The following is a 23,715-nucleotide window of genomic DNA, read 5'->3' as shown; positions in this document are numbered from 1 at the left end:
GAGTCTTTTTTTGTGCTTACATCTTCGTCATATATTCCACAATAAACTCCCAAAAGCCAGGTCCTTCTTGGTAAATCAGCCGGTCTACTTTTTCGATGAGTTTGATATAGAGTTCTTGTTCGAGGTCTTCTCTTTCTTGATATGCCGTGTTTTGTAGTTTCTTTTTGATCATGGGTGTGAAGGTTTCAATGAGTTCTTCCATTTCTCCATTGGTCATTTTGTCTTCGTTCACGGACATTTCCCCCTGTTTCTTCTTTTAGTTTGTTGAGCGCTTTTTTGTGGATGTTTGAGATGTTTTGTCTTGATTCGCCCAGCCGGTCGGCTATTTCTTTCATTGTTTGACCTTCAACATAAATATGGGTTAAAACCATTTTTTGTTTGTCTGTGAGCTGCTGATAGGCCTTGTACAATCTTGGGTCTTGCAGGTGCTCCCCTAAGTCTTGCTGGTTAAAGAGCACAGCTTCATACGTATCTGTTTGAACAGGGTCTTTCACTTCTTGCGTATCAGGATGATCGAGTATGAGCGGAAAACGCTGCTGCTTTTTTTTCACTCGTTTGTCAAAGTCGACTGAAAAGATGCGGATCATTGTGGAAATATACTTGATGATGCGGATTTTTTGATAAAACTGCTTGAACTCGGAATCTAGTTTTTTCGCATTTTCTTCGTTTGGCTCTTCCATGACTTGCCTAAGCAGTTGCTGGTTTTTAGGATTGCTTAAAAATTGCTGAATGAGCGGGTGATCAACGATTTCCTTCCATTTTGCTTTCAATAACAGCCGATAATCCATGTGCATCCTCCCCTTTGTTCTCTCTACTTGCATTAAGTGGACAAAAGTTAAAAAAAGTAAACTTTGTGAAACGGGTCTAATGGTTCATTTTCTCCCCCTTTGATTTCCTATTTCTTCTTTCATACCACTTATAGAGAAGACGAGCATCCGCTGGGAGGTGAGACAAATGGAGACCTTTTTTTCGGAGGAATGGCTGAAGCAGCTCGGTCAGGCTGGATTTCCTGCTATTTTAACGATTTATTTGTTGACACGTTTTGAACGAAAGTTTGATGAATTAAGCAAGCTCATCCAACGATTGGTCGCTGTTCAAAAAAATGATGAATCAGATTGACATCTTCTTGATTCGTTTCACCTTATGAAAACGAGGGCGAAATGAAAGGCCTTTTGTCACCTCACACAATACGATGTTGAAAGGGGATTTTATCATGAGTGAAAAGCAAAATGGTGTACCGCAGCCGATTCGAGGAGAAAAAGGAGCAACGGTCAAAATTCCACGTAATCTCGAGCGAGACAGACAAAACCCAGATATGCTCACGCCACCAGAAACCGATCATGGAACGGTTCCCAACATGAAATATTCTTTTTCTGATACGCACAACCGTTTAGAAAAAGGCGGTTACGCAAGAGAAGTCACGGTACGTGAACTACCAATCTCTAAAAGTCTTGCCTCTGTGAACATGCGGCTAAAACCTGGTGCGATTCGCGAGCTGCACTGGCATAAGGAAGCGGAATGGGCGTACATGATTTATGGGGAAGCCCGAATTACATCGGTTGATGCAGAGGGGCGCAATTTTACAGAGGATGTGACCGAGGGTGATTTGTGGTATTTCCCTTCAGGCTTGCCGCATTCTATTCAAGCACTTGAACCGGGAGCTGAATTCTTGCTTGTGTTTGATGATGGTTCCTTCTCTGAAAATAGTACGTTCCAAGTGACTGATTGGCTTGCCCATACGCCAGAGGAAGTTGTGCTCCAAAACTTTGGAATGACAAAGGAGCAATTTGAAAAACTGCCAGAGAAAGAGAAGTATATTTTCCAAAAAGGAATTCCTGGTTCCCTTGAGTGTGACAAGGTGAAAACAGAGCAAGGAGAAGTCCCGAACTCCTTTAAATATGAGCTGTTAAAGCAAGAGCCGATTACGTCAAGCGGCGGACAAGTGTGGATTGCGGATTCTACCAATTTCAAAGCGTCTAAAACGATTGCATCCGCTCTTGTGAAAGTTGATCCAGGTGCCATCCGTGAGCTGCACTGGCATCCAAATACGGATGAATGGCAATATTTCATTTCTGGAAAGGCACGAATGACGGTCTTTGCTTCTGATGGACATGCGAGAACCTTCAACTATCAGGCGGGAGACGTTGGCTATGTGCCATTTGCGATGGGGCATTATGTAGAAAATACAGGCGACGAACCGCTCTATTTCTTAGAAATCTTTAAGAGCGATCATTATGCAGATATCTCGCTCAATCAGTGGCTTGCGGTCACACCGAAACAGCTTGTTTTGGATCATTTAGATCAAGGCGAAGATTTCTTAAAACTGCTTGATACAGAAAAACACCCTGTCATCGCTGCCCCTAAAAAAGAGGATTAATTCCACCTTCCTGCAAAAAGGCTGTCCTTTTTGCAGGTATCTTCATGTAAAGGAGTGTTGTTTACCCATGCAACAATCTGTTCACGCTTTATGGCAAGGGCTGAAATGGCTCATGGCGCTATCAGCTGTCTGTTACATATTTTTGTTGTTTTGTGTGCTGTTCTTTCATTTGACCGGTGCTTTTTACCAATCGATTTTATCGCTGCTACTGTTTATGGGCATCTATGTTGTACTTGGGATCTCTTTTGAACATCTGGAACACGTGCTCATGCGGTTTGTTCGTAAGTGTCGGTCCAAAAAACGATCTATCGTTTTCTATGCCGTTTTATTTCACCTTTTGTTTATTTGGGGTGCTGTCTATGTATCAGACGAATTGGTTGACGGCATTTTGCTGACTACTTCTGAAGAAATTCTCTTTGCGCTAAGTCTTTGGTTATTTCATTTTTTGTTTGATTATGCGTCGTTTTCGTTTGATAAGGAAGCTTCGTGAGGCGCTATCGTCTTTTTGTGGAGAGCGCTTGTTTGACCTGCTCCATATGATGGAGATCATGTTTAATCAAACCTTGAAAATAACTTGATAACGTCAGCTCAGTTTGACCGATCAGAAAGGGTGTAGTCCAGCGAGATGCTTCGATTTTCTTCATTTCTTGAAGCAATTTTGTTCTAACAACAATAAATCGCCCGATCGTCTCGCTTCTCTCTTCCTTTCTTGCTCTTTCGGCTGACTGCTGATTCATTTCATGCACATCAGGTGCCTGAGGTAACGCTTTATTGTTCCAAAATTCCTTTAGGCGATCGTGTAAAATAAATTCATCCCATGGAACGAAATGTGCGATGATCTCAGCAATGCTCCACTTTCCATCAGCGATGGCGCTACGCCATTCTTCTTCTGTTACTTCCGTTAGTGACTGTACCCATTCAAGGGTGTGTTCATAGTGTTTTATCACGGTGTCTTTGTTCATGTTTTGTTATCCCTTCATGTTTTTAAAAGAAGTTGATCAGAAATTGGTTAGTTTCATTCTTGCTAAATCATTTCTAACATATTATCATATACTTTAATTACCAAATGAAAAGGGGGAATTGTGATACGCTGTCTTATATGAAAAAGCTTATTTTTTTGCACTAAAATAAACCGACCGGTCTGTTTATAAAAAGGGAGGAAAAATGATGAAATCTCAAAATGTGATCATTATCGGCAGTGGTGTAGCAGGATTGGCTACTGCTTTATTTTTAAAAAAGGCTGGAATGGAAAGTACGATTTATGAAAGCAGGTCAGATGAAGAATTAGAAACAGGAGCAGGTTTTTTACTGTCTCCGAATGGGGTAAAGATTTTGGATGGAATCGGGTGTAAAAATGAAGTGATAGCAAATGCAACAGTGATAAAGAAGATCCAGCAAATAAACAGTGAAAATGAAGTAGAAGCGATCTTTCACAATTATAGTGAAAAATATTATGATGCCCCTTTACTGAACGTCATGAGAGACCAAATCATCAAATCACTTTTAAAAGAAGTTCACCGTCAAGGAATAGAAGTGAAATACAACAAAAAGTTAATCTCAATCACACAGCAGCCTCATTCCGTTCAGGTTCTTTTTGAAGATGAAACTGAGATAACAGGTGATATTGTAATAGGAGCAGATGGAACTTTTTCGAAAACAAGAGAGGCTATTGCGTTTAATGCTAAATTAGACTATAGCGGTTTTTGGGGACTACAAGGAATATCGTTTGTGAAGGATTTTGTATTGGATGAGGCAACAAGTTATCTTTACAATGACGGAAACTTTCAATTCATTTTTGGGAAAGCGCATCCAACAAATAAAATGAATATTTTATGGCAAGCTTTCTCTCAGTGTCCTGAGAAGTTACCTACAAAACATTTTGAGAAAGCCAATAAAGAAACCATCCGACAGTTATTATATAAACAAATGGAACATTGGAACATTCCTAAACACCTTTCTGACATCATCGATCATACTAACATGTTCTTTCCAAGAAGTATCTATGAAATAAAGGATTTTCCTGTGTGGTCAAAAGGACGTGTTGTTCTTGTAGGTGATGCGGTACATACGGCGAACCCTTTTGTTGGTCAAGGAGCATCGTATAGTCTAGAAGATGCCATGCTCATAGCAAAGATGCTAAGGGATCATGATTATCGAGATGCGTTCTATTATTATGAAAAAGATCGAAGAAAGAGGACAGAAGAATTGAATGCGCTATTTCAGCACATGAGTATTCAAAACGATATTGATAAAAAAATGAACGAATACACGATTGAATGGGATGAAGAAACTTACGTATGAGATGAAAGATAAAAAAACACCACTTATGCTGAAAAGTGGTGTTTCTTGTGTTTTCTCCGTGCATATAAAATCGCAACGACCAAACTGACGAGTGAAATCAATGCGAGAATTCTGATATAAGGCGGATAGTAAGTTAGCACGATCTCGTTTTTGCCTTTTTCTATTGGAAAACCAATAAACGCATAATTGGCTTGTTCAATCTCGGTTTGATGGCCGTTCACCGTGAGCTCCCAGCCTTTTTCATATGGAACAGGCAGAATCATATAATCATCGCCGCGCTTGTTCTCATAAGAAATCGTAAAGCGGTTATTTTTAAGCTTCACCTGCTGGCTGCCATCATCCTGTTTTTCTTTTTCATATGCCCGCGCAAGGGTGCGGTAAGGCTCATGATACAGCTTTAATTGACTCAGCTCATACGTCCCTTTTGGAACTCGTATGGAAAGGATTTTTCCCGCAGGGACTCGGATCGTCACGTCATTAACGCCTGTTTTGTAGATAGACGTATTGCTTTTGCGTGATGTGACGTAGTCATCTACAGATAACTGAAACCCTTCGTTACGGTCGGTCCGCTTCACATAAAAGCTCACATACACATCCCCCACGCGAGCGATATCATCTGGAAGGGTGATATTCAGCCCGCCCGTTTTCCCGTATACATCAAGCACGCCATTTTCGTATACCGCTTGTTCAGTATGAATGTTTGTATCCTTTATTCGATCAGGCGATTGGTCGATTTCAGCATTTCCTTTTTTGTTTAAGATCACACCTTGCAACATCGCATGTTCTTTATCAAGTGCTGACGCATGCTCTAGTGACTTTTCTGAATAGACGGTACTCGTTGTTCTTGCAAATGGGAGCGGACGTGTATTTTCATACACTTCATAATGTTCGCTTTCCAATATGGGCTTAAAATAAACCGGCGGTGAGAAAGACATCGATTTGTCTCTCATATAATACTTCCCGTAGGTCAAACTGTATAAATTCGCTCTGTCCCCCATTGTTGCATACCGGCTGACACTTTCCCGTCCCATATCAATTTGCAGGTCATTCCAGTAGAAATGGAGCAGATGCTGATTCAATATACTTGAATACGCACTCATGCCTTGAAAGCCTTCAAATAACGGGGTGTTGTTGCGCAGGCCGTTCATCCAATCAATCCGGGCAAGCGGATCTTCTTTTGAGCGGCTTTGAATCTGCTGAATGAGCTTCATTTGCTCATGTCCAGCATACGCCTCACTATTCAGATACGTATCTGATACGCTCTTAATATTGCTTCTTTCAAATAAGTAGCCCTGCTGATACACGCCTGCTGTCAGTAAGCTCACAACGATGAGCACAGCTGAAAAGAAACGAAGGTGCAGACGTTTCCCCGCATGTATCGAGAGGAAGAACAAGCTGATCACAAGCAGTCCTATTCCGGTAAATACAACAACATCCATATTTCCCTTTGCTCGTTCTGAAAGGGCGACTGCGAGAAGGAATACAATCCAAGCGCCTAAAACCGCACGTTTTTTCCACTTCCACTCCATTTGCGAGAAATGCTTGATGGTGATGGCTACGACTGCTCCGACTGTAAAAGCAAGAATGTATTCAAATCTGTACTGCGGTGCAGAAAAACCATTAAACACGCTCGCCATCTTTGGACTGTAGTGAAAAATGATCAGCAGAACACTGATCGATGTGAACATGAAAAACCATCTGTTCCGGTATAGCGGAACGAGAAACAGACAAATCAGAAAGATGACCGGCAATAAATACACCCTGCTTGTAAACAGCAGATGATCATGCAGCTCAAACCAAGGAATTGCCTGTTCATACGGCGGTCTTACATTATTGAGAAAGCCGTAAACAGACGGGATAAAAAAGGCAGCACTGATCCCAAACGATAACAACGTAGAGATCGCAAGGGTCCAGAACACCTTCCAGCCTCGCTCCTCGCTTTGAAGCTTAATCATATATCTGAAGACGAGATAAATGGCTAAAAAGATAAAGTGAATGTAAGCAAAGTAAAAATTATTGATCAGCATGAGACTGCAAGCCGCAATAAACCAAGCCGGCTTGCCTGTTTTAAAAATCCGTTCAACCCCGAGCACAAGCAGCGGAAGCCACATCATGCTGTCGGTGAAAAACTCCCAAAACGTTTGATGTCGAAAGTACACAATAGACAGTCCGTAAATACCGGCACCTGTCAGCGCCCCCAGCCTATGTTGCACAATCGAAAGGAGCACACGATATGCGATGAACAGAATGACTGTCAGCTTGATCACACTCAGCCAAATAACAGCATTTGCCCAAAAGTGAATGTCTGTTGACTGTACAAGGTGAAGCGCATTTAACATCCAGACAACAGCGACTGTGACCATAAAGACCATCGACGTTGTAAAATAATAACCTAATTGCGTATATGTACCACCGCCTAGACCAAATTGATAGGAATAAAAGAAGTTTCCTTTGACGTATTCGTCATACAGCAGCTTTTTAAACGGGAGCATTTGCGAAATGCCATCTCCATCTCCCGTCATATATCGGCCTTGCGTATATTCATATAAGAAAAAGGAGTGTCCTAATAAAGCAAGAATGAGGCACATTCCAATGAGTATCCATCTACGTTTCATCATCTAAATCCTTTCTCCAAAAGATCCACTGTTCATTGAAACAAAACAACCCAGCAAGCGATTCGTGCTTGCCGGTTATTTGACTCCACGTTATTTAAATAACTGCGTTAACACTCGGTCTTGTTCTTTTGAGCTTGTCTCTTGTTCCATGACATTTGATTCTTGAATTAAGTAATGCGGCCTCTTTTTCGTTTCATAGTAAATCCGGCCAATGTATTCTCCGATCACACCTAGACTCAAGAGCTGGACACCACCGAGGAAAAGCACAGCTGAGATTAAAGTGAAATAACCCGGTACCATGATGCCCGTTCTGACGATTTGAATAAAGGTCGCCACGATGTAAATCAAAGAGAGAAATAAGATCAAAATACCCGTATAAAAACAAATACGCAGCGGGCGGTTGTTAAACGAAATGACCCCATCAATCCCGTAGTTAAATAATTTCTTCAGTGACCATTTTGTATCACCGTGCTGTCTTTCCACATTTTCATAATAGATGACCTTTTCTTCAAAGCCAATCCAGCAAAAAAGGCCTTTTGAAAAACGATTTCCCTCTTTCAGCTGAAGCAATGCGTCGATCGCTTGACGGGAAATTAAGCGGAAATCTCCTACACCATCACGCAAGTCCACTTCGACCACCTTGTTCATCACTTTATAATACATCGATGATAGGTAAGAACGAAGCTTGCTGTCCCCTTTACGGTTTCGTTTGGCAATGACTTGATGATAACCTTCTTCGTAGCCTCTAACAAAATCCTGAATCAAATACGTTGGGTGCTGCAGGTCGGCGTCCATAATGATCGCAGCTTCTCCTTTTGCATGCTCAAGACCTGCTAAAATTGCAGCTTCTTTCCCAAAGTTACGAGAAAAGGAAATGTATTTGACTTTTGCACTTTTGTGAGAGAGCTCTCTCATGTATTGAAGCGTATTGTCTTTGCTTCCATCATTCACAAAGATGATTTCAAAGTCATAATGAAAATCGCGAAACTCTTCCTCGAGTGCCTCAAAGATTCGTCTGATGTTTTCACCTTCATTGTAAGAAGGAATTATAACAGAGAGCAGTTCCCGTTCCATATCGCACCTTCTCTTCACTTTTTTCACATAGTCTGTTATGTTCATTATTCCTTTTTTGTCAGAAAACGAAACCCTTTTTTATTATCCATAAATTTCATGTATCCTGAATCGTTACATTATATCAGAGTTTTATTTCCAGTGATTTTCACCAACATGAATTTAATGTAATTTTAAGTTTATCCATTGTAAAAAGCCTGTAATTTTGATCACAGACTGGGTATTGTTTCATAAAATTGTTTGGTCAATTATATATTTTCCTGTTTATTGAAAAAGATGAGTGGAAGTGAAAAGGGCAACCCTTTTAATGCAGCAGCCCTTTGTCGTTTTGTTGCAGATGCTCATTTGCCTTCGATTGTTTATTTTGAAATAAATGCAGCTGAGCGCCGTAGCTTTCGATCCATTCTCGGACAATCCGTTCAGTCGTTTCTTGTCCTTTATACTTGCGGCCAGCCTTTGCATAGGTTGTTTCAAAATCACTCCAAAGGAGCTCTACCCATGTACGTGCTTCTTCATATGTGAGCATATTGTTTTTTTCCATTAGTTGTTCGGTTAATCGCTCAAAATATTGTTCCATACTGGTTCCTCCTTCATCTAGCAGAAAGTGCCTTTTTAAAAAAATCTCTTTTTTCATATACTACCCTTACGTCTTCAAAAGACGCAAATGATTTGTATTGTTTGGAGGGAATCAGTATGCGTAATAAAGCAAAGGGCTTTCCAAATCAAGTGAATCACAAGTTTGAAGGCGAACCAGGGGCCACAGATGCTTATGCGTCTAAAAGGCCGAACGGTGAGACGAATACACGTCCACAGGAACGTATGAGGGCATCAGGGAAACGCTAATTTTTCCAAAGGGAGTGCTTGAGATATGAGTTCAAATGGGAAATCGTATATGGAAGACTTTGTTCAATTAAGAACAACCGCTTACCCTCAACCATGGGCGAATGCTAAACATTCTGCCTCTCAGGTCAACGGAGAAACGCAGCAAACGCAGCACGACATCGTACTTCAGAACAACGTCCGTAAACAACGTTCGAAGTAAAGAAAAGGACTGATCTCTAACGATCAGTCCTTCAGATTGTTGACAAAGGGCTAAAATGAACTTGATTTTAGCCCTTTGTCTTCTTTTCAGCGTGATAGAAAACCTTTGCAGTCTAGGAAGGACGAGTACTGGCGCGGAGCGAATTTGACATTCGTGAGCACCAGCACGCAGGACTGACAAAGAATGCGAGGGTTTGTCTACACGCTGAAGGACTGATCTCTAGGGATCAGTCCTTTTGCGTAAGCATTGAAATCGGCAGGGCATCTTCTTTATTTGGCGCTGATACTCTGTAGCCCCAAGCAAAAACACCATTTAAATACTCCACATAAAACAGCTCGTCTGTATCTTTGATGTGATAAGTCGTTTTGGTTTGAATAGCAGCTGGATCTAATAAATAGGCTTTCGCCATGTCAATTTTCCGCTCCAACACGGCATATTCATTCACAATGCCTAGCTGCTCAGCTTTTCTTGCTTTTTCAGAAAGAGCGGCAATCTCCTGCTTTAATTCGTATTCTGTCATTTCACTATAGCGTTTCTCCATCTGTCATTCCCCTTTGTCTAAAACGTGATCAATTGTATCAAGATCAAATCCTTTTCGGTAAAGGAATTGCTTCACTTTCATTTTTTTCTCAAATGATCCGTCATAACCTACCTTGCGTTTTGCCTTCTCAAGCATATAGTGAAGGGCTTCTTCTTCCTTTTCCTCTTCTTGTCCATCATAGGATTCTTGAAGGGCTTTATCAATGATATCAAATGAAAATCCTTTTCGCTGAAGCTGCAATTTGATACGCTGTTCAATTTCTTTTGCGGACCGGTTTTTCTCTTTCTTAACCAGCTTTAGCACTTGTTTCACTGCTTCCTCTAGCTGCAAATCATTCGGATATTGCGATAGTGCTTGTTCGATGGTGTCATCGTCTATGCCTTTCAGCTTTAACTCTTTTTTTAGCACTGACGGGCCTTTGCTATTCGTTTTTCGGTGGGTGCTTACATACGCTTCTGCAAATTCAAGATCATTTACATACTTATAATGTTTTAATTTGTGTATAATTTCACTAATAGCAGGTGCTGGTATGTCTTTTTTCGTCAAATAATCGGTGACTTCTTTCACTGATCTCATCCGATACGATAAATAATCGACGGCCTGCTGAAATCCTTTTTTTACTGCATCACCGAATTGAATCTCTATGATATCGGCTTCGTCCAGCTCTTTTCCCTTTTTCAAATCATGCTGGACGAGCACATCTAGATCAACGCTAAAAGCGTACTTTTCATCAAGAAAGATGTTCACGCGTTCTGTATTGTTTTTCTGAGCAGAGATTTTCGTAATATAGGGCATCCTGTGATCACTCCTTTTTTCAAACAGTCAGGATGTTTCTTCTGATTCAAAATCTTGAAAGATATAGGTATGTATATGAGAGGAGAAGATGTCAATTGAATATCGCCATTACCGGAGGAACCGGGTTTATCGGCCAGCATGTCACAAAGGTGCTCGCAGCTGAAGGACATCATCTATATATTCTAACAAGAAATCCAAAGGAATCCGAACAAAATCATTTACATTACGTGCAGTGGCTGACAGAAGGCGCTAAGCCTGAACATGAATTGCCTGCGATTGATGTATGGATTAACCTTGCTGGAAAATCCATTTTCACACGCTGGACGGACAAAGCAAAAAAAGGCATTCTCTCCAGCCGTATTCAATCCACACAAGAAGTGAGACGCATTATAGAAGCGCAGGAATCGAAACCATCTGTGCTCATTCAAGCAAGTGCTGTCGGTATCTACGGCACTTCCAAGACAGAAGACTTTACGGAGGAGGCCCCTCCAGCCGATACAGACTTTTTAAGTCATACGTCAAAACTTTGGGAAGCTGAAGGGCAAAAAATTGAGGCGCTCGGTATTCGCACAGTTTATACACGCTTTGGGGTAGTGCTAGGAGAAAAAGGCACACTTCCTCTTATGACCTTGCCATACAAGCTGTTTGCCGGTGGAACGATTGGCTCTGGCTCGCAATGGGTATCTTGGGTTCACGTGGAGGATGTAGCACACCTCATTGCGTATGCCATTGAGCATGAACACATATCAGGTCCACTCAATGTCACATCTCCAAATCCTGTTCAAATGAAGCAGCTGGGGCAAACTATTGCATCTACCCTTCATCGCCCTCACTGGCTGAAGGTGCCGTCCTTTGTCATCAAAACCGCACTTGGCGACATGTCATTGCTTGTATTAGAAGGCCAACGTGCTCTGCCGAAAAAGGCACTGCTGTCTTCTTATGAATTTTTACACCCTGAGCTAAAAGAAGCGATTTTGCATTCAGAGGAATAAATTTTATCAAAAACACCCATCCTATTAAAAATGAGATGAGGGGGCGATTTTGATGAAGAAAAAAGAACACCAGCCGACTTCAAAACTGAAGAAAACCCAGGAAGTTCTGTATCAGCAGGAATTCAAAAAAGCGGAAAGAGCAGCAGAAAAAAGAAACAAATAAAACGGATATTCCTCTTTTACAAGCACATAACTAAAGTGATCTTGTAAAGGAGGGAAAAGCTTTGAAAAAAGACCAACACAAAAAATCCAACCACCAGCTTGCGGCACAAGAGACGGATGGCGAATATGTTGAATTTTCCAAAGAACTTGCAGATCCGAATGACGTAAAAGCGATGGCACGTATGAAAGCAGCCGATCAGCGTGCCAAAAAACAATAAGTAAAAAAAACAGACCCTATCAAAAGGTCTGTTTTTATTTGATTTCAGTTAGCAGGCTTGATGCCTTCTGACGTGACTTTTCCTCAGGTACCTCTTCTGGATAACCGATGTGAAGAATCGCGGCAAAGCGTTCGTTTTCCTTTAATCCCATATCCTGTTGAAACCCTTTGTCGTATAAGATACGGCCGCTCTTCCATACCATACCGATTCCTTGATCCCAAGCCAGCAGCTGGAAGTTTTGAATGAGCGCACTCACAGCGGCAAAATCATCATTTCTCACAACTGGATTTTCGTCTTCTTTTAGAACAACAAGTAAAAGTGCTGGTACTTTAGAAAAATAATCTCTGTACTGATTGATCTTTTCTTCTTTTGCGTCTGGATTGTTGCGTTTAAAGAAAGCAATAAACCGCTCAACAAATACCTCTTTTGCTTCATCCGTCACTGCATATAAAAAACGCCAAGGTTCCGTGATTTTATGATTGGGTGCATAGACTGCGTCCTCTAATAATGGCTGAAGCTGTTCAATGCTCACCGGCGTTTCTTTGAATTTTCGAATCGATCGTCTATATCTGACAGCGTCTCGAACCGTTAACGCTTCTGTTTGTTGTTTTGTTTCTGGCATATATGTCATCCTTTCAATCAACCTTAATTGAAATTGATTCTCATTCACATTATAAACATGATCATGTGCTGTTTGCAAATAAGACCTCACCTCTCTGCTAAAAAGTTGTTTGACTTTTTCAAGTAATGTTACAATCATATTACGTTTTAAACAAATTTTGAGAAAAAAGCCAAGATGATGAAATGGTTTCAGGTATTTCCACTTTGTTAAATGCGGCTATTTTTTCAAAAAGCTTTCAACCCATGATTGGAAGGGAGGCTTCTGAATGGAATGAAAATCAATATTGGGCAAATCATCAAACTCTATCGTTATAAACAAAATATGACCCAATCGGAGTTGGCAGAAGGAATTTGTTCTGTCTCTCATTTAAGTAAAATTGAAAATGGCTCAAAAGAGGCCAATCAAGATACGATCAATCTTTTGCTTGAACGGCTTGGAATTAGTCAAGAAACGCTGTCGCAAAAGGCGCGTCATCTGTTGTCATTGCTCGATGAGTTTCAGATGAACATGTATTTCTATGCGCTCGATCAAGCAGAGCAAAATGCAGAAATGATCATTCATCACGAGGAACAGTTCTTTTCGCTAGATTTAGGGATTCAGTATCATTTGTCCTTATTTCAATTTTATTTATTAACAGAAAAACAGCAGCTTGCCTTAAAAACGCACCGCGTGCTTAAGAAGTTTGAAAAAACCTTTATTGACACAGAAAAAGAAACGTTTGAATATCTAGATGGCATCCACCAGATTAAAATCGGTCAACTCGAAGAAGGATTGAAAAGACTTGAAAGCTGCTTTTCTTACGCTTCTGTTGAACAGAGCGACCTGTATTATCACTATGCAAAAGCACTTGGAGCCATGGGGCATCTCGGTGATGCGCTTGAGGCCACACATCAAGCAATGGATTTGTATAGACAAAAAAATAATTTCAAGCGGGTCATTCATTGTACACTCATTCATGGGGTCATCTCACTGGAATTAAAGGCCTTTCAAACAGCTAAAAGATATTTAAAAGAAGTGATTTTACACACATCGCTTCACCCTGATGCTTATATTAAGATGACAGCTTATTTTTATTACGGGGTTCTCTTAAAACGCCAAGGCGATTTCTCATCCGCTGTGCCTTATTTACTAGATTCACTCAATTATTTTAATCAAGAACAGATAGAAGATCGTTACTGTGAAACGCTTTATGAAATCGCGACATTGTATGCGGAATATGATCGCAAAAAGGCGCTTCCATATATACACGAGCTGCTCAAACAGCCTCGTATTCAACCAAACTGTTTATATATGATTAAAATCTATAAATTGATGATTGAAGAGAATCCTCATGATTTGAAAACTTATTTAGTAGAAGCAGCGATTCCTTACTTTGAACACAATCAGCTCCACAATGAGTACTTGTTTGCTCTTAGAACCTTGCTTTCCTATGCGGCTTCTGAGCTTGATAAGCGTGCATATATGTCTTACACAACGAAGCTGCTTGATCACTTAGCATCATATATCCCGTATTATAAAAAAGCATGACCTTCTGCCGATCGAAGGTCATGCTTTTTCTATGATTAGATGGTCTTTTGTTGATCTGTATCGGGACGGGTGACTTGTTCGACAGAATGAATGTACCGTTTTCTCGCAAAATAATCGTAAGCATGCTGCCCAAAGCCAAGCCAAATGCTGAGTACAATGAATGGGACCGTTCCCCATAATGCAGGGATGTGACAAGCCATTCTCAGCCACGTATAGATCCCTGAGTTTTTTTGATTTTTCGCTAAGGAAATAGACACGATTCGTTTCTCTGCCTTCTCTTCACTAATTTTATTCAGTCTCAGCAGCTGTGAGTGTCTAAATGATTCAAAGTGAATTCGGTTTTTCCAATCGAGTGATTTCAACAGGTCAATCGCTTTTGCACATGAAGGACTTTGTCCGTCATAAAACACAAGCAGTCTGAGTGATTTGATGGAACGCTGTTCTCTTTTCTTTGATTCAGCGAGCTTCTTTTTTTCTTGATCGAGATAGATGATTTTTTTCATAAATTGATCGCCAGCCCTTTTCCTTCATTTATTTTTTTTAGTTCGTTCAAAGGAGATTACAACTAGATTACTATAGTTGCTGGGCCTCTTGTATTGGGAAAAAGCCATCCGACGTGCGTTATATGAGCCTTTAGATAAGGGCAAAATAGCTGATTTCATGGCATATATGAGGTTTTTCAACTAAAAGTGGTTGGGAAAATCGTGATGCTTTGCGGTTTTCTGCGGTATTTGATAGAATTCTGCGGTTTTTCTACATCTTTATGCGGTATTTTGTAGGTAAAACGCAAAAACAAGATAAAAAAAGACTACTTCCCATTGCGGCGAAGTAGTCTTTTGGTTTATATTTTTGCCAAAACTTCTACTATTTCTTTCTCAATATCTTTCCATAAGTAACGATCTGTCGTATAGTGATGTGCGGCTTCTTTCGCAAACACTTTAAATGCTTCCTCAAAATCGGGTGCATCTTTATCCGGCTTTTTCTCGTCGACAAAGCGCTGAGCTTCTGCTGAGCGAGGTCCCCATTTCCCCACTTCTTTCCCGTCCTGATCAATGATGACGATAATCGGAATCGATCTTGCGGTCCCGTTCGTTAAATACTGATCCATCAGGTCTAGGTGCTCGTCCCGAATGAAATAGCGCGCATCAATCAGTGCTTCATTTGCAATACGCATGAAAATAGGTACATTAACCATCGCATCACCGCACCAATCTGCTGTAATCACAAGCGCTCTGAGCTTTTTCTTTTGAAGTTTTTGAAGCAGCTCTTTTTCCTTTTGATGAATTGCGTACTGGTTGTACACCGTGAGTAAGTTTTCACGATTTTTCTCCATGTTGTGTACATATGTACGTTCAGCTAATCCCTTTGTAAACCATTCATTTAGTGTCATGTGAACATCCCCCTTACCCTTCAACTTTACCACTTTTGCTATTCTTTTGTCTAAAAAAACCTTCACCTAGTGAAAGGTAAAGGTTCTTTGGACTTATGGACGCCGTTTTCGATTTGGGTCCATTCCTATCAGCTTAGTGACGAGCACCATTGTGACAGGCAGTGATGTATTCTTTTTATACGCTAAATATTTTCCGCGCCATTCTGGTTTATATTTCTGTTTAAACGACCGTAAGCCGCTGAAACTATACATATATCTGACGTTATTGAAGATGACACTCGCCAAACGTTCTGTCAGAAAAGACTGGTGGAACGTGCCTACATTCGATAATGGCGCCATTCCCATGTTAAAGGATGTGTAGCCTTTTTCTTTCGCCCATTGAAAAAGGTGGATAAAGAGTGCATCCATCATCCCGTTCGGTGCATCATGCATATGACGCATGAGGTCGATGGATATCTCTCCTTTTTGATACATCGGCATTAAGGACACAAAAGATATGATCTGTCCTTGTTCATCCTTTAAAATCGCAATCGGTGCTTTTTGAAGGTAGTCTTCATGGAAATAGCCTAATGAAAATCCTTTTTCTTTTTTCTTGCCCAGCCAGCTGTCAGAGATTTGTTTTAAGGTTGAGATCAATTCCTCTGAAAAGGGCGGCTCCAGCATTTCAAACGTATAGCCTTCTCGTTCAAATTTATTTGCGACAGCACGTAAGTTTGATTTTTTCTTTCCTGACAAAGAGAACGTTTCTAAATCGACCATGGCTTCTTCCCCAAGCTTAAAGAAGTGAAAACCTAGGTCATGATAAAGCGCCATTCCTTCACGTTCTACTTGATAAAAAGCGACACGATAGCCTGCTTTTTCTGTCTGCTCCAAAAATTCTTCCAGTACAAGCGGATATGAGGCTTTACGCCCAGAAGGATCTCCAAGCACAATAACGCAACGGCCAATCCGGCCAAACTGAAGCATTGCCTCTCCATCACTTGAGAAAAACAATTTTTTGTCTCCCAAAAAACCTAGATGACTAAGAGCATTTCCTCCCTTTTCTTCGAGAAAAGTTTTTAATTTTTCTTCATCGGCTTCTTCGCCGATTGGAACTGCTTTTTTATTAAAAATCAATTTACTAATGAAAAAGAAAAGAGGGACGCCAATTAAAGCAATCATACTGGTCATCGTGATATGCCGTTCATTATGAACCAAATAGTCCTTGCTTAGGAAATGACCAATTTTCATCCAAATGAAGTTCCCAATGACATTATAGTTAAACAACACGAGTAAATATCCGGCGGCGGCGGCCACAAACTGATTCAAAGAATAAGGCGCCTGCTGCTTCACAAATTGATTTCGAAGCGAGAAAAATACCACCATGATGACCGGCAATATAAAGATCAAACTCAGGTTAAACCCTTTTAGTAAAGTAAACACAAAGCCGCCTGCTAGGGCAATCATTGTCAATAGATAAGACCGTTTCGTTCTTTTATACACTTCAATGGACAAAATCATTAAAATGATCCCGAACATTAAAGAAAGACCATTAAATCCTGATAACAAAAAGCGTGGAATGGTTGTGATCACACCTAAACGATCAACAGGAAGCACAACTGAAGCCATAATGAGCAAACCGCTTCCAAACGTTAAAATGGACAAAGATCCGTACAATAAACGGATGAGCAGAGCTCGGTGCAACACAATTAAGACGTTTGTTGTTTCAATAGCAGGCGCCATTCTCGGATTGCCTTCAAGACGCCTGAGTGTTGTTCCAGTTAAATCGTATGCCGCTAGACAAAGTCCAAGAATAAACGGGAAAATGGAGTAAACGAAGCGGTACAATACAAGCGCTGTCAGTACCATCTCTTTATCAAACCCAATGTATTGCATACTGAGTAAAAAGATCAGATCAAACGAACCAAATCCGCCCGGAACCATACTGATTAAACCGCCGATTGACGCAATCGCAAAGACGCCTAATACAATACGGACATCAACGTTCATCCCCATAGAGACAACAGCCATGTACATGACAAGACCAGCTGCCAGCCACTCTAAAAACGATGCACCAATATAAGCATAGATCGGGTGCTTCAGTCCGTTTTCACCGCTCTCAATCGAGCTTTTTCGAATGGACGCCATGATGATGTAAATGGGCACAATACAAGCAAAAATAATGACAAATGCCCATAACCACGGCTCCTGACTAATAATACTTTCAACAGGCAGGACCCTAACTAAAATCAAATCACTGAAAATAGATAAGCCCAGCAGAACAGAGGATGTTAAAAGGGCAATGCCTTTCAGCAGTTTTTTCGTATCTGTTATGTATTCCTTGTATAGAAGCGTTCTAAGCCCTGCTCCTGATAAACCACCGAAACCAAGCACACTATTAAAGGAGTTGGCGATCCAAGAAATTCGGATCGTTTTCCAGCCGCTGATAGGCATATTAAGGCTTTTTCTTAAAATAAAATCATATAAGGACATGGATAAAACAGCGACAAGTCCAAGAAAGACAAGAATAAACAAGTCCATTCGATTCAAGCTGTCAATAATATAAAACGTCTTTTTAATGGAAAGGCCGCTCAGCTCCTGCTTGGCGACAAAAATTAAGACAAGGATGATCACGATCGGAAAGAGCATTTTTAAGATCGTCATACCCGTTTTTTTGTTCCACATGTTTTTCCCAACTTTCTAAGTTGCTTCATTAATTTCAACTGACCATTATTATACAACAAATACCACTTAATTCATGCAGTTTAACATTCAAAAGCTTCATGATACTTTCAATTAGAAGTAAAAATCAGTAATATAAAGAAAAGAGCCGCTTAAAGGAAGTGAACAAGCGTGGAATATAATATTCATGACACCACCGTACTAAAAGAGGAAATCCTATCTCCTGAGGAAAAAAAGACATGGGTGCTGTATATGAAAGTACTCACTGCTGCAGGACTTGGAGATGTTTCTGAATGGATGAAGCTGGATATGAGTATGCCTCAAATGAAGGTGCTCATGCTGCTCAATAACCATGGCTCTCTTAAGGTGTCCGAAATTGCTGAAAAAATGGGGGCTTCTTTGTCCAATATGACAGGGCTGCTTGATCGGTTAGAACAATCGAACTTTGTGGAACGAAAGCATTCTGAGCGTGACCGTCGAATCATTGTCGTAGAATTGACAGAGGAAGCGAAAAATATTTTCAGAAGTATTTATCAAAAAGGGCATGAAAAAATTAAAAATTCCCTGCAACGGCTCAATGACGAAGAAAAAGAAAAAGTCAATGAAGGTCTAGCTATTTTAGAAAAAGCACTTCGTCCCGAACGTGGATAAAAAAGAAAAAAAGACGGTCACTTGAGGTCCGTCTTTTTTAATTCTTCTTTTCCTTGTTTATCTGGGGTGAAAAGATATTGACGAATGACTTCCCGGTCATCCCACAAGAGATAACCTAAACCGATAATGAGAAAAATGATGCTGATCCACGTACCGCCTGGGAGTATATCTTCCAGTTCCTCAATCGTTCTTTCTCCGCCTACATTTCCACCATAACGAATCTCAAACAAAACGAATTTTGCTATATAAAACAATGCCGCCGTGCAGATAAACATAGCGCCGACAATTCTTCTACTAGACATGTGTTGACTCCTTTACTTCCACTGATTTCTTTTGATTAATTCCGTGATATGGGCGAGATGATGCTGTGAATGCCAGACGTACATTCCTGTTGCATCATATAAGGACACCGTTTGTTGATCGGCTGGATGGTAATATGCAGCGTTGAAATCTTCCTCTGTCATCTCGCGAAGTAATGTGACCCACCTGCGATGCAGACTGCTGATTAACGGCAGTGATAGGCTGATAGGCGCCTTGCTATCAGGAAGTGAAGCAAATGCCTCCTGATCATATGGACGTATGTGCGGTGTTTCTTCTGTCAGCGCAAGTTTAAATCGCAAGTAGGCGTTCAGATGGCTGTCCGCTACGTGGTGAATGAGCTGACGAACGGTCCATCCTCCTGGCCGATATGGGGTATCCAGCTGATCATTTGTCAATGGGACAACTGCCTCTTCATACTTTTGAGGAATGAGTGCCAACTCATCAATCCATGCCTCCAGCTGCTTTTTCGTTTGTTGGTCCACCGGTTCGTATAAGCCAATCGGATATTGTAATGATGTCATCTGCTGCCCCTCCTTAAAATCCTTCTAGAACAAATTTACCTATCATCTTCCCTTGCTCAAGTGTTTGATGTGCCTGCTTCAAATTGGCGGCATTGATGGGGCTGAGCACCTTTGTTAATGTATGTTTTAACTTCTTCTCTTCAAATAATGTACTCGCTTCTTTTAAAAGCTCATGCTGCTTCATCATATCCGAGGTTTTGTACATCGGCCGTGTGAACATGAATTCCCATACAAATGCAGCACTTTTATTTTTGAGTAATTGAATGTCTAAATGGTGCTGATTTTCAACAATGGTACAGATCGTCCCTTGAGGTTTAATCGCTTCTGCCATCCCTTTGAAATGGCCATCTGTATCATTTAAGCATAAAATGTAATCCACTTCGCCAATCCCTTTTTCCTGAAGCTGCGCTAAGAGCGGCTGGTGATGGTCAATGATATGATCAGCCCCTAATGAGAGACACCATTCATTTGTTTCAGGTCTTGATGCAGTGGCGATCACAGTCGCCTTTGCTAATTTGGCGAGTTGAATGGCGATAGAGCCCACTCCGCCTGCACCACCGATGATCAGCAAGGTCGAGCCTTCTGCATTCCGCTTCATATGCATTCGGTCGAATAGCGCTTCATATGCCGTAATTGTTGTAAGAGGCATGGCAGCTGCTTCAGCAAAAGAGAGATTTGCAGGCTTTTTCGCCACAATTCTCTCATCCACAAGCTGGTATTCACTATTTGAGCCTTGTCGCGTGATATCTCCTGCGTAATAGACGTGGTCACCCGGCTGAAACAACGTACACGCTTCGCCCACTTCCACCACCGTACCGCTTGCATCGTAGCCAAGAATTTTCAATTCATCTTCTTTCTGATTCTTCGGTGACCTCACCTTTGTATCCACTGGATTCACCGACACAGCCTCTACTTTCACCAAAATATCCTTGCCAGCTGCTTTGGGCTTTGCCACCTCCTGATCGATCAAGCTTTGTTCATGCTCAATTGGCAAATACTCAAATAATCCAACTGCTTTCACTCGCTCGCACTCCCTTTCTCCATGCTTCTTTTCCACATTTTATCATACATTTCTGCTGCTGATGGATCAGTCAGCAAGCGATTGCACATTTAGGATTTCTTCAAAGCCCTTCGTTCCCTCATGATGTAAGAAGGACGAGCCTTTTGTAAAGAGAGGACATAGGTGAACCAGCCGCTCGATTTAAAAAAGTACTGAACATAATAAAACTGAATGTGCTGTAAGAAAACGACGATGAACAGAAAAATTGTGAATAATAGCGTCACAATGTCTCCCTGCATCCATCCACTGATCAATACCATCACAAAACCGAGCATCATGAGCTGTTCGAGCCTCTGCATGATCTGGACAACGAGATGTCCCCGTTTGGTTAGGTCACCTGATTGACGCTTTCGAATGTTTCTTGATTTATAAAACCATACGATACTTGTCACTAAATGATGAATGATAAAAAGAGCGATCATGACCATAAGTAAAGGAGTTGATTTAAAAAGATCTTTTATAATGAATGGGATCACCAAAAAATAAAATGCGGTAAATGCGTGTCTACCTGATAAGAGAAATAGTTGTTTTTCTATGTATCGCTGCATGTGTCTCACCTCTATATGTAGTACGTCTCATTTGTCATAAGGTTCCTTCTGCCTATCAAAAAAGGATGCCCTGAAAAAGGCATCCTTCATGAATCAAGCTTAAAATGCAGCACTCAGTACGACAGGGCCTTGCGGAAGCTTGTTATCCTTTTTTGGTTCAAGGGTGACAGCCACAGTATCCCATGATTCGTTTGCTTCTTTTTCAGATAACGCATAGGTGACGGTGCCCTCCCCTTTGCTATCTGTTTTAAAGGCACCGGCCGGAACAGGCTGATCTCCTTTAATGAGCCATACTTGATAAACGGCCGATGAATCAAGCTGGCCTTTTAATCCGTCTGCACTCACTACAAGCTCTTTTTTGCCGTGATGCTCAATCACTGAAAAAGCACCCGTTGTTTTTGCCGATTCGGCAGATGCCAGTGATTTTGTCGCAACAACTTTGACAGGTTGTTCTGCTTGATCTGTTCCATTTGTTAAGAAGTACACGTTCCCAGCTGCAGAAATGAGAAGTAGTGCGGCAACGAGAGGCAAAAGCCATTGATTTTTCTTCTTCATTGGCGGTTTCGTCTCATTTGCATCACGAACTATTTTGAGATCTTGAGGCGGGTTCGATTTTGCAGCGATTGTTGTCTCTCGCATCTCTTCTTCAAATACTCTTGATAAAATGCGGTCTTTCATCCCTGCCGGAGGCGTTTCGTCCTCTGCTAGAAACGGAATATCAGACATGAGCGATGTCAGTTCTTCAAGCTCTTCTTTGCAAGCCGAGCAATGTTTGATGTGTTCTTCAAATTGCGTCTTTTCTTCTCCTTGTAAATGCCCGTTAAAGTAATCAATGACTTGATGTTTACACTGAGTCATGCCTCTTCCTCCTTTCCTCCGCGAGACAGTTTCGTTCGTAAATGCTTCAATGACAATCGAACTCTTCCCTTCACCGTTCCAATAGGGATGCCTAGTTTTTCCGCAATGCTCTTTTGTGTCATTCCTTTAAAATAGACATCTTCGATGATGGTTTGCTGTTCTTTCGACAATGTTGATACTGCTTCACGTATGATTTGTTTTTCTTCGTTAAATTCTACTTCTTTTGACACATCTTCTTGATGATCTGCCAAGTATTCAATATGCTCATCTTCAAGAGCTGTTTCATTTCGGTGTTTCCTTAATAGATCGATTGCCGTGTTTCGTGACATCATAAATAACCATGAGGAAAATTTCCCTTTATCTGTATTGTATTCTCCTATGCCGCGCCAGAGCTTGATAAAGACTTCTTGAAGCACTTCCTCCGCCAGCTCACGGTTTCCAGTCATTTTATAAATAAACGAATATAACACACGTTCATAGCGATCGTACAATAATTCAAGCGAGGGCTTATGTCGATCATGTTTGATCTTGTGATACAGCTCAAAATCCTTCAGTGTGTCCATGGTCATCTCCTTCCTTTTTCATGAGAAAGAGCATTATGCATTCATCATGAAATCTTCACGTATGGCTCATCACTCAAATTGCTGAGATAAGCCTCCTTTGTACTTTACTCTTTTTTCAAGGAGAAAAAAAGAGCGCTGAAAAAGGAAATGTGTTCCTCATGAGAATGTACTTACTAAACGGATGGATGGACCATTTGGATCACCCGCCTCATTGAAAGTCAAGCATCCATGTGTTTCATTCACTGTTCAGTTGATTTTAGCAAACTCTCGTCAGGCTCTCAATTTACATCAGGTAGAACGCATCCTTTCATCATGTCATAATAGAACGAAACAGGAGAACTGGAGTGTCCGAAAATGATTGTAACGATTGTTCTTTTTTTATTAGCTGGTCTGGCTGAAATAGGTGGCGGTTATCTTGTCTGGCTGTGGCTGCGTGAAGCAAAACCCGTCAGCTATGGAATCGCAGGTAGCCTCATCTTGGTCGCTTACGGCGTCATCCCTACATTCCAGCAGTTCCCGACCTTTGGGCGGGTTTATGCGGCCTATGGCGGTGTTTTTGTCGTTCTCGCTGTGTTTTGGGGCTGGTGGGTCGATCGCAAAACCCCTGATTTCTATGACTGGATGGGTGCTTTGATCTGTTTAGCTGGTGTCAGTGTGATGTTATTTGCCCCCCGCAGTTAATGGTCGGATGATGATCACACGCTAAAAAGCCGGCAATATGCCGGCTTCAGATTGTTGACAAAGGGCTAAAATGAACTTTATTTTAGCCCTTTGTCTTCTTTTCAGCGTGATAGAAAACCTTTGCAGCCCTAGGAAGGACGAGCATCGGCGCGGAGCGAATTTGACATTCGTGAGCACCGAAGCGCAGGACTGACACCG

The 23,715-nt window shown here is 41.2% G+C and carries 30 protein-coding genes; 12 read left to right on the top strand and 18 right to left on the bottom strand.

Annotated features, from left to right (window positions below; genetic code table 11):
* Positions 1–16 precede the first annotated feature (16 nt).
* Together rsoA and AC0VYC_RS04225 are read right to left on the bottom strand one after the other, a co-directional pair.
* A complete protein-coding gene (gene rsoA, locus AC0VYC_RS04230) occupies positions 17–238 on the bottom strand; it encodes a sigma-O factor regulator RsoA (RefSeq protein WP_331833200.1) in 222 nt (73 codons plus the stop codon).
* Positions 186–788, bottom strand: a complete 603-nt coding sequence (locus AC0VYC_RS04225; RefSeq protein WP_342501890.1) for a sigma-70 family RNA polymerase sigma factor — start codon at positions 786–788, stop codon at positions 186–188. Before AC0VYC_RS04225 ends, rsoA begins: the two co-directional genes overlap by 53 nt.
* Before the next feature lie 166 nt (positions 789–954).
* On the opposite strand from AC0VYC_RS04225, the gene AC0VYC_RS04220 reads away from it, so the two are divergent.
* From AC0VYC_RS04220 to AC0VYC_RS04210, 3 genes are all read left to right on the top strand, one after another.
* A complete protein-coding gene (locus tag AC0VYC_RS04220; protein WP_073415715.1) occupies positions 955–1,119 on the top strand; it encodes a YvrJ family protein in 165 nt (54 codons plus the stop codon).
* A gap of 94 nt (positions 1,120–1,213) precedes the next feature.
* Positions 1,214–2,377 (top strand): oxalate decarboxylase family bicupin, encoded by a 1,164-nt coding sequence (locus AC0VYC_RS04215; protein WP_034664992.1) that lies wholly within the window; start codon positions 1,214–1,216, stop codon positions 2,375–2,377.
* Positions 2,378–2,444: 67 nt separating this feature from the next.
* Positions 2,445–2,867: a regulatory YrvL family protein gene (locus AC0VYC_RS04210; protein ID WP_096881151.1), complete on the top strand. Its 423-nt coding sequence runs from the start codon at positions 2,445–2,447 to the stop codon at positions 2,865–2,867.
* A gap of 4 nt (positions 2,868–2,871) precedes the next feature.
* Here AC0VYC_RS04210 and AC0VYC_RS04205 read toward each other — a convergent pair whose 3' ends face one another.
* Positions 2,872–3,339: a DinB family protein gene (locus AC0VYC_RS04205; RefSeq protein WP_017366875.1), complete on the bottom strand. Its 468-nt coding sequence runs from the start codon at positions 3,337–3,339 to the stop codon at positions 2,872–2,874.
* Positions 3,340–3,544: 205 nt separating this feature from the next.
* On the opposite strand from AC0VYC_RS04205, the gene AC0VYC_RS04200 reads away from it, so the two are divergent.
* Positions 3,545–4,678, top strand: coding sequence for an FAD-dependent oxidoreductase (locus AC0VYC_RS04200; protein WP_475390010.1), 1,134 nt, complete (start codon positions 3,545–3,547; stop codon positions 4,676–4,678).
* A 23-nt stretch (positions 4,679–4,701) separates the two neighbouring features.
* Here the strand turns inward: AC0VYC_RS04200 and AC0VYC_RS04195 are convergent, their stop codons facing one another.
* The 3 genes from AC0VYC_RS04195 to AC0VYC_RS04185 form a co-directional block, all read right to left on the bottom strand.
* Entirely contained in the window at positions 4,702–7,296 is a 2,595-nt protein-coding gene (locus tag AC0VYC_RS04195) for a YfhO family protein (protein WP_475389526.1), read from the bottom strand.
* A gap of 87 nt (positions 7,297–7,383) precedes the next feature.
* On the bottom strand, positions 7,384–8,367 hold the full coding sequence (locus AC0VYC_RS04190) for a glycosyltransferase family 2 protein (RefSeq protein WP_008341983.1): 984 nt from the start codon (positions 8,365–8,367) through the stop codon (positions 7,384–7,386).
* 301 nt (positions 8,368–8,668) lie between these two features.
* Positions 8,669–8,941, bottom strand: coding sequence for a YfhJ family protein (locus AC0VYC_RS04185; RefSeq protein WP_017366871.1), 273 nt, complete (start codon positions 8,939–8,941; stop codon positions 8,669–8,671).
* Between the two features lie 116 nt (positions 8,942–9,057).
* Here AC0VYC_RS04185 and AC0VYC_RS04180 point away from each other — a divergent pair, with 116 nt between their 5' ends.
* Complete coding sequence (locus tag AC0VYC_RS04180; protein ID WP_003217849.1) at positions 9,058–9,207, top strand: small, acid-soluble spore protein K; 150 nt, start codon at positions 9,058–9,060, stop codon at positions 9,205–9,207.
* A gap of 25 nt (positions 9,208–9,232) precedes the next feature.
* Complete coding sequence (locus AC0VYC_RS04175) at positions 9,233–9,406, top strand: YpzG family protein (RefSeq protein WP_003217811.1); 174 nt, start codon at positions 9,233–9,235, stop codon at positions 9,404–9,406.
* Positions 9,407–9,632: 226 nt separating this feature from the next.
* On the opposite strand, the gene AC0VYC_RS04170 is transcribed toward AC0VYC_RS04175, so the two are convergent.
* Positions 9,633–9,947 carry a YfhH family protein gene (locus AC0VYC_RS04170; protein ID WP_017358839.1) on the bottom strand — a complete coding sequence of 105 codons (315 nt, stop codon included), beginning with the start codon at positions 9,945–9,947 and terminating at the stop codon, positions 9,633–9,635.
* A 3-nt stretch (positions 9,948–9,950) separates the two neighbouring features.
* Positions 9,951–10,742 carry a recombination regulator RecX gene (gene recX, locus AC0VYC_RS04165; RefSeq protein ID WP_058336507.1) on the bottom strand — a complete coding sequence of 264 codons (792 nt, stop codon included), beginning with the start codon at positions 10,740–10,742 and terminating at the stop codon, positions 9,951–9,953.
* 95 nt (positions 10,743–10,837) lie between these two features.
* Here recX and AC0VYC_RS04160 point away from each other — a divergent pair, with 95 nt between their 5' ends.
* The 3 genes from AC0VYC_RS04160 (at position 10,838) to AC0VYC_RS04150 (ending at position 12,114) form a co-directional block, all read left to right on the top strand.
* Positions 10,838–11,734, top strand: a complete 897-nt coding sequence (locus AC0VYC_RS04160; RefSeq protein WP_326378970.1) for a TIGR01777 family oxidoreductase — start codon at positions 10,838–10,840, stop codon at positions 11,732–11,734.
* A gap of 52 nt (positions 11,735–11,786) precedes the next feature.
* Positions 11,787–11,897 (top strand): YfhE family protein, encoded by a 111-nt coding sequence (locus AC0VYC_RS04155; protein WP_017358836.1) that lies wholly within the window; start codon positions 11,787–11,789, stop codon positions 11,895–11,897.
* Positions 11,898–11,958: 61 nt separating this feature from the next.
* The gene (locus AC0VYC_RS04150; RefSeq protein ID WP_008341997.1) at positions 11,959–12,114 is read left to right on the top strand and encodes a YfhD family protein; all 156 of its coding nucleotides are present in this window, start codon (positions 11,959–11,961) and stop codon (positions 12,112–12,114) included.
* Between the two features lie 34 nt (positions 12,115–12,148).
* On the opposite strand, the gene AC0VYC_RS04145 is transcribed toward AC0VYC_RS04150, so the two are convergent.
* Positions 12,149–12,736: a nitroreductase family protein gene (locus tag AC0VYC_RS04145; RefSeq protein ID WP_024720283.1), complete on the bottom strand. Its 588-nt coding sequence runs from the start codon at positions 12,734–12,736 to the stop codon at positions 12,149–12,151.
* A 270-nt stretch (positions 12,737–13,006) separates the two neighbouring features.
* Between AC0VYC_RS04145 and AC0VYC_RS04140 the strand changes: the two genes are divergently transcribed.
* Complete coding sequence (locus AC0VYC_RS04140) at positions 13,007–14,263, top strand: transcriptional regulator (protein ID WP_008341668.1); 1,257 nt, start codon at positions 13,007–13,009, stop codon at positions 14,261–14,263.
* 35 nt (positions 14,264–14,298) lie between these two features.
* Here the strand turns inward: AC0VYC_RS04140 and AC0VYC_RS04135 are convergent, their stop codons facing one another.
* From AC0VYC_RS04135 to mprF, 3 genes are all read right to left on the bottom strand, one after another.
* Complete coding sequence (locus tag AC0VYC_RS04135) at positions 14,299–14,766, bottom strand: thiol-disulfide oxidoreductase DCC family protein (RefSeq protein WP_007496690.1); 468 nt, start codon at positions 14,764–14,766, stop codon at positions 14,299–14,301.
* 338 nt (positions 14,767–15,104) lie between these two features.
* A complete protein-coding gene (locus tag AC0VYC_RS04130; protein WP_008341670.1) occupies positions 15,105–15,653 on the bottom strand; it encodes a thioredoxin family protein in 549 nt (182 codons plus the stop codon).
* A gap of 93 nt (positions 15,654–15,746) precedes the next feature.
* On the bottom strand, positions 15,747–18,317 hold the full coding sequence (mprF, locus tag AC0VYC_RS04125) for a bifunctional lysylphosphatidylglycerol flippase/synthetase MprF (protein WP_017366868.1): 2,571 nt from the start codon (positions 18,315–18,317) through the stop codon (positions 15,747–15,749).
* 168 nt (positions 18,318–18,485) lie between these two features.
* On the opposite strand from mprF, the gene AC0VYC_RS04120 reads away from it, so the two are divergent.
* Positions 18,486–18,965, top strand: coding sequence for a MarR family transcriptional regulator (locus AC0VYC_RS04120; RefSeq protein ID WP_008341672.1), 480 nt, complete (start codon positions 18,486–18,488; stop codon positions 18,963–18,965).
* 17 nt (positions 18,966–18,982) lie between these two features.
* Here AC0VYC_RS04120 and AC0VYC_RS04115 read toward each other — a convergent pair whose 3' ends face one another.
* The 6 genes from AC0VYC_RS04115 to AC0VYC_RS04090 form a co-directional block, all read right to left on the bottom strand.
* Entirely contained in the window at positions 18,983–19,267 is a 285-nt protein-coding gene (locus AC0VYC_RS04115; protein ID WP_041506577.1) for a hypothetical protein, read from the bottom strand.
* Positions 19,268–19,279: 12 nt separating this feature from the next.
* Positions 19,280–19,807 (bottom strand): YfiT family bacillithiol transferase, encoded by a 528-nt coding sequence (locus AC0VYC_RS04110; RefSeq protein ID WP_041506578.1) that lies wholly within the window; start codon positions 19,805–19,807, stop codon positions 19,280–19,282.
* A 13-nt stretch (positions 19,808–19,820) separates the two neighbouring features.
* Positions 19,821–20,828 (bottom strand): zinc-binding alcohol dehydrogenase family protein, encoded by a 1,008-nt coding sequence (locus AC0VYC_RS04105; RefSeq protein WP_048002104.1) that lies wholly within the window; start codon positions 20,826–20,828, stop codon positions 19,821–19,823.
* Positions 20,829–20,917: 89 nt separating this feature from the next.
* Positions 20,918–21,415: a hypothetical protein gene (locus AC0VYC_RS04100; protein WP_048002103.1), complete on the bottom strand. Its 498-nt coding sequence runs from the start codon at positions 21,413–21,415 to the stop codon at positions 20,918–20,920.
* A gap of 99 nt (positions 21,416–21,514) precedes the next feature.
* Complete coding sequence (locus AC0VYC_RS04095; RefSeq protein ID WP_475389518.1) at positions 21,515–22,273, bottom strand: anti-sigma factor; 759 nt, start codon at positions 22,271–22,273, stop codon at positions 21,515–21,517.
* Positions 22,270–22,836 carry an RNA polymerase sigma factor gene (locus AC0VYC_RS04090; RefSeq protein ID WP_475389516.1) on the bottom strand — a complete coding sequence of 189 codons (567 nt, stop codon included), beginning with the start codon at positions 22,834–22,836 and terminating at the stop codon, positions 22,270–22,272. The genes AC0VYC_RS04095 and AC0VYC_RS04090 overlap by 4 nt, the downstream gene beginning before the upstream one ends.
* Before the next feature lie 354 nt (positions 22,837–23,190).
* Here AC0VYC_RS04090 and AC0VYC_RS04085 point away from each other — a divergent pair, with 354 nt between their 5' ends.
* The gene (locus AC0VYC_RS04085; RefSeq protein WP_017358827.1) at positions 23,191–23,517 is read left to right on the top strand and encodes a YnfA family protein; all 327 of its coding nucleotides are present in this window, start codon (positions 23,191–23,193) and stop codon (positions 23,515–23,517) included.
* Positions 23,518–23,715: the final 198 nt, after the last annotated feature.

It is taken from the genome of Bacillus sp. iso_77, from assembly GCF_056173625.1.
Note: the sequence above shows the minus strand (reverse complement) of the source record. Positions and strands in the feature narration are given on the sequence as shown.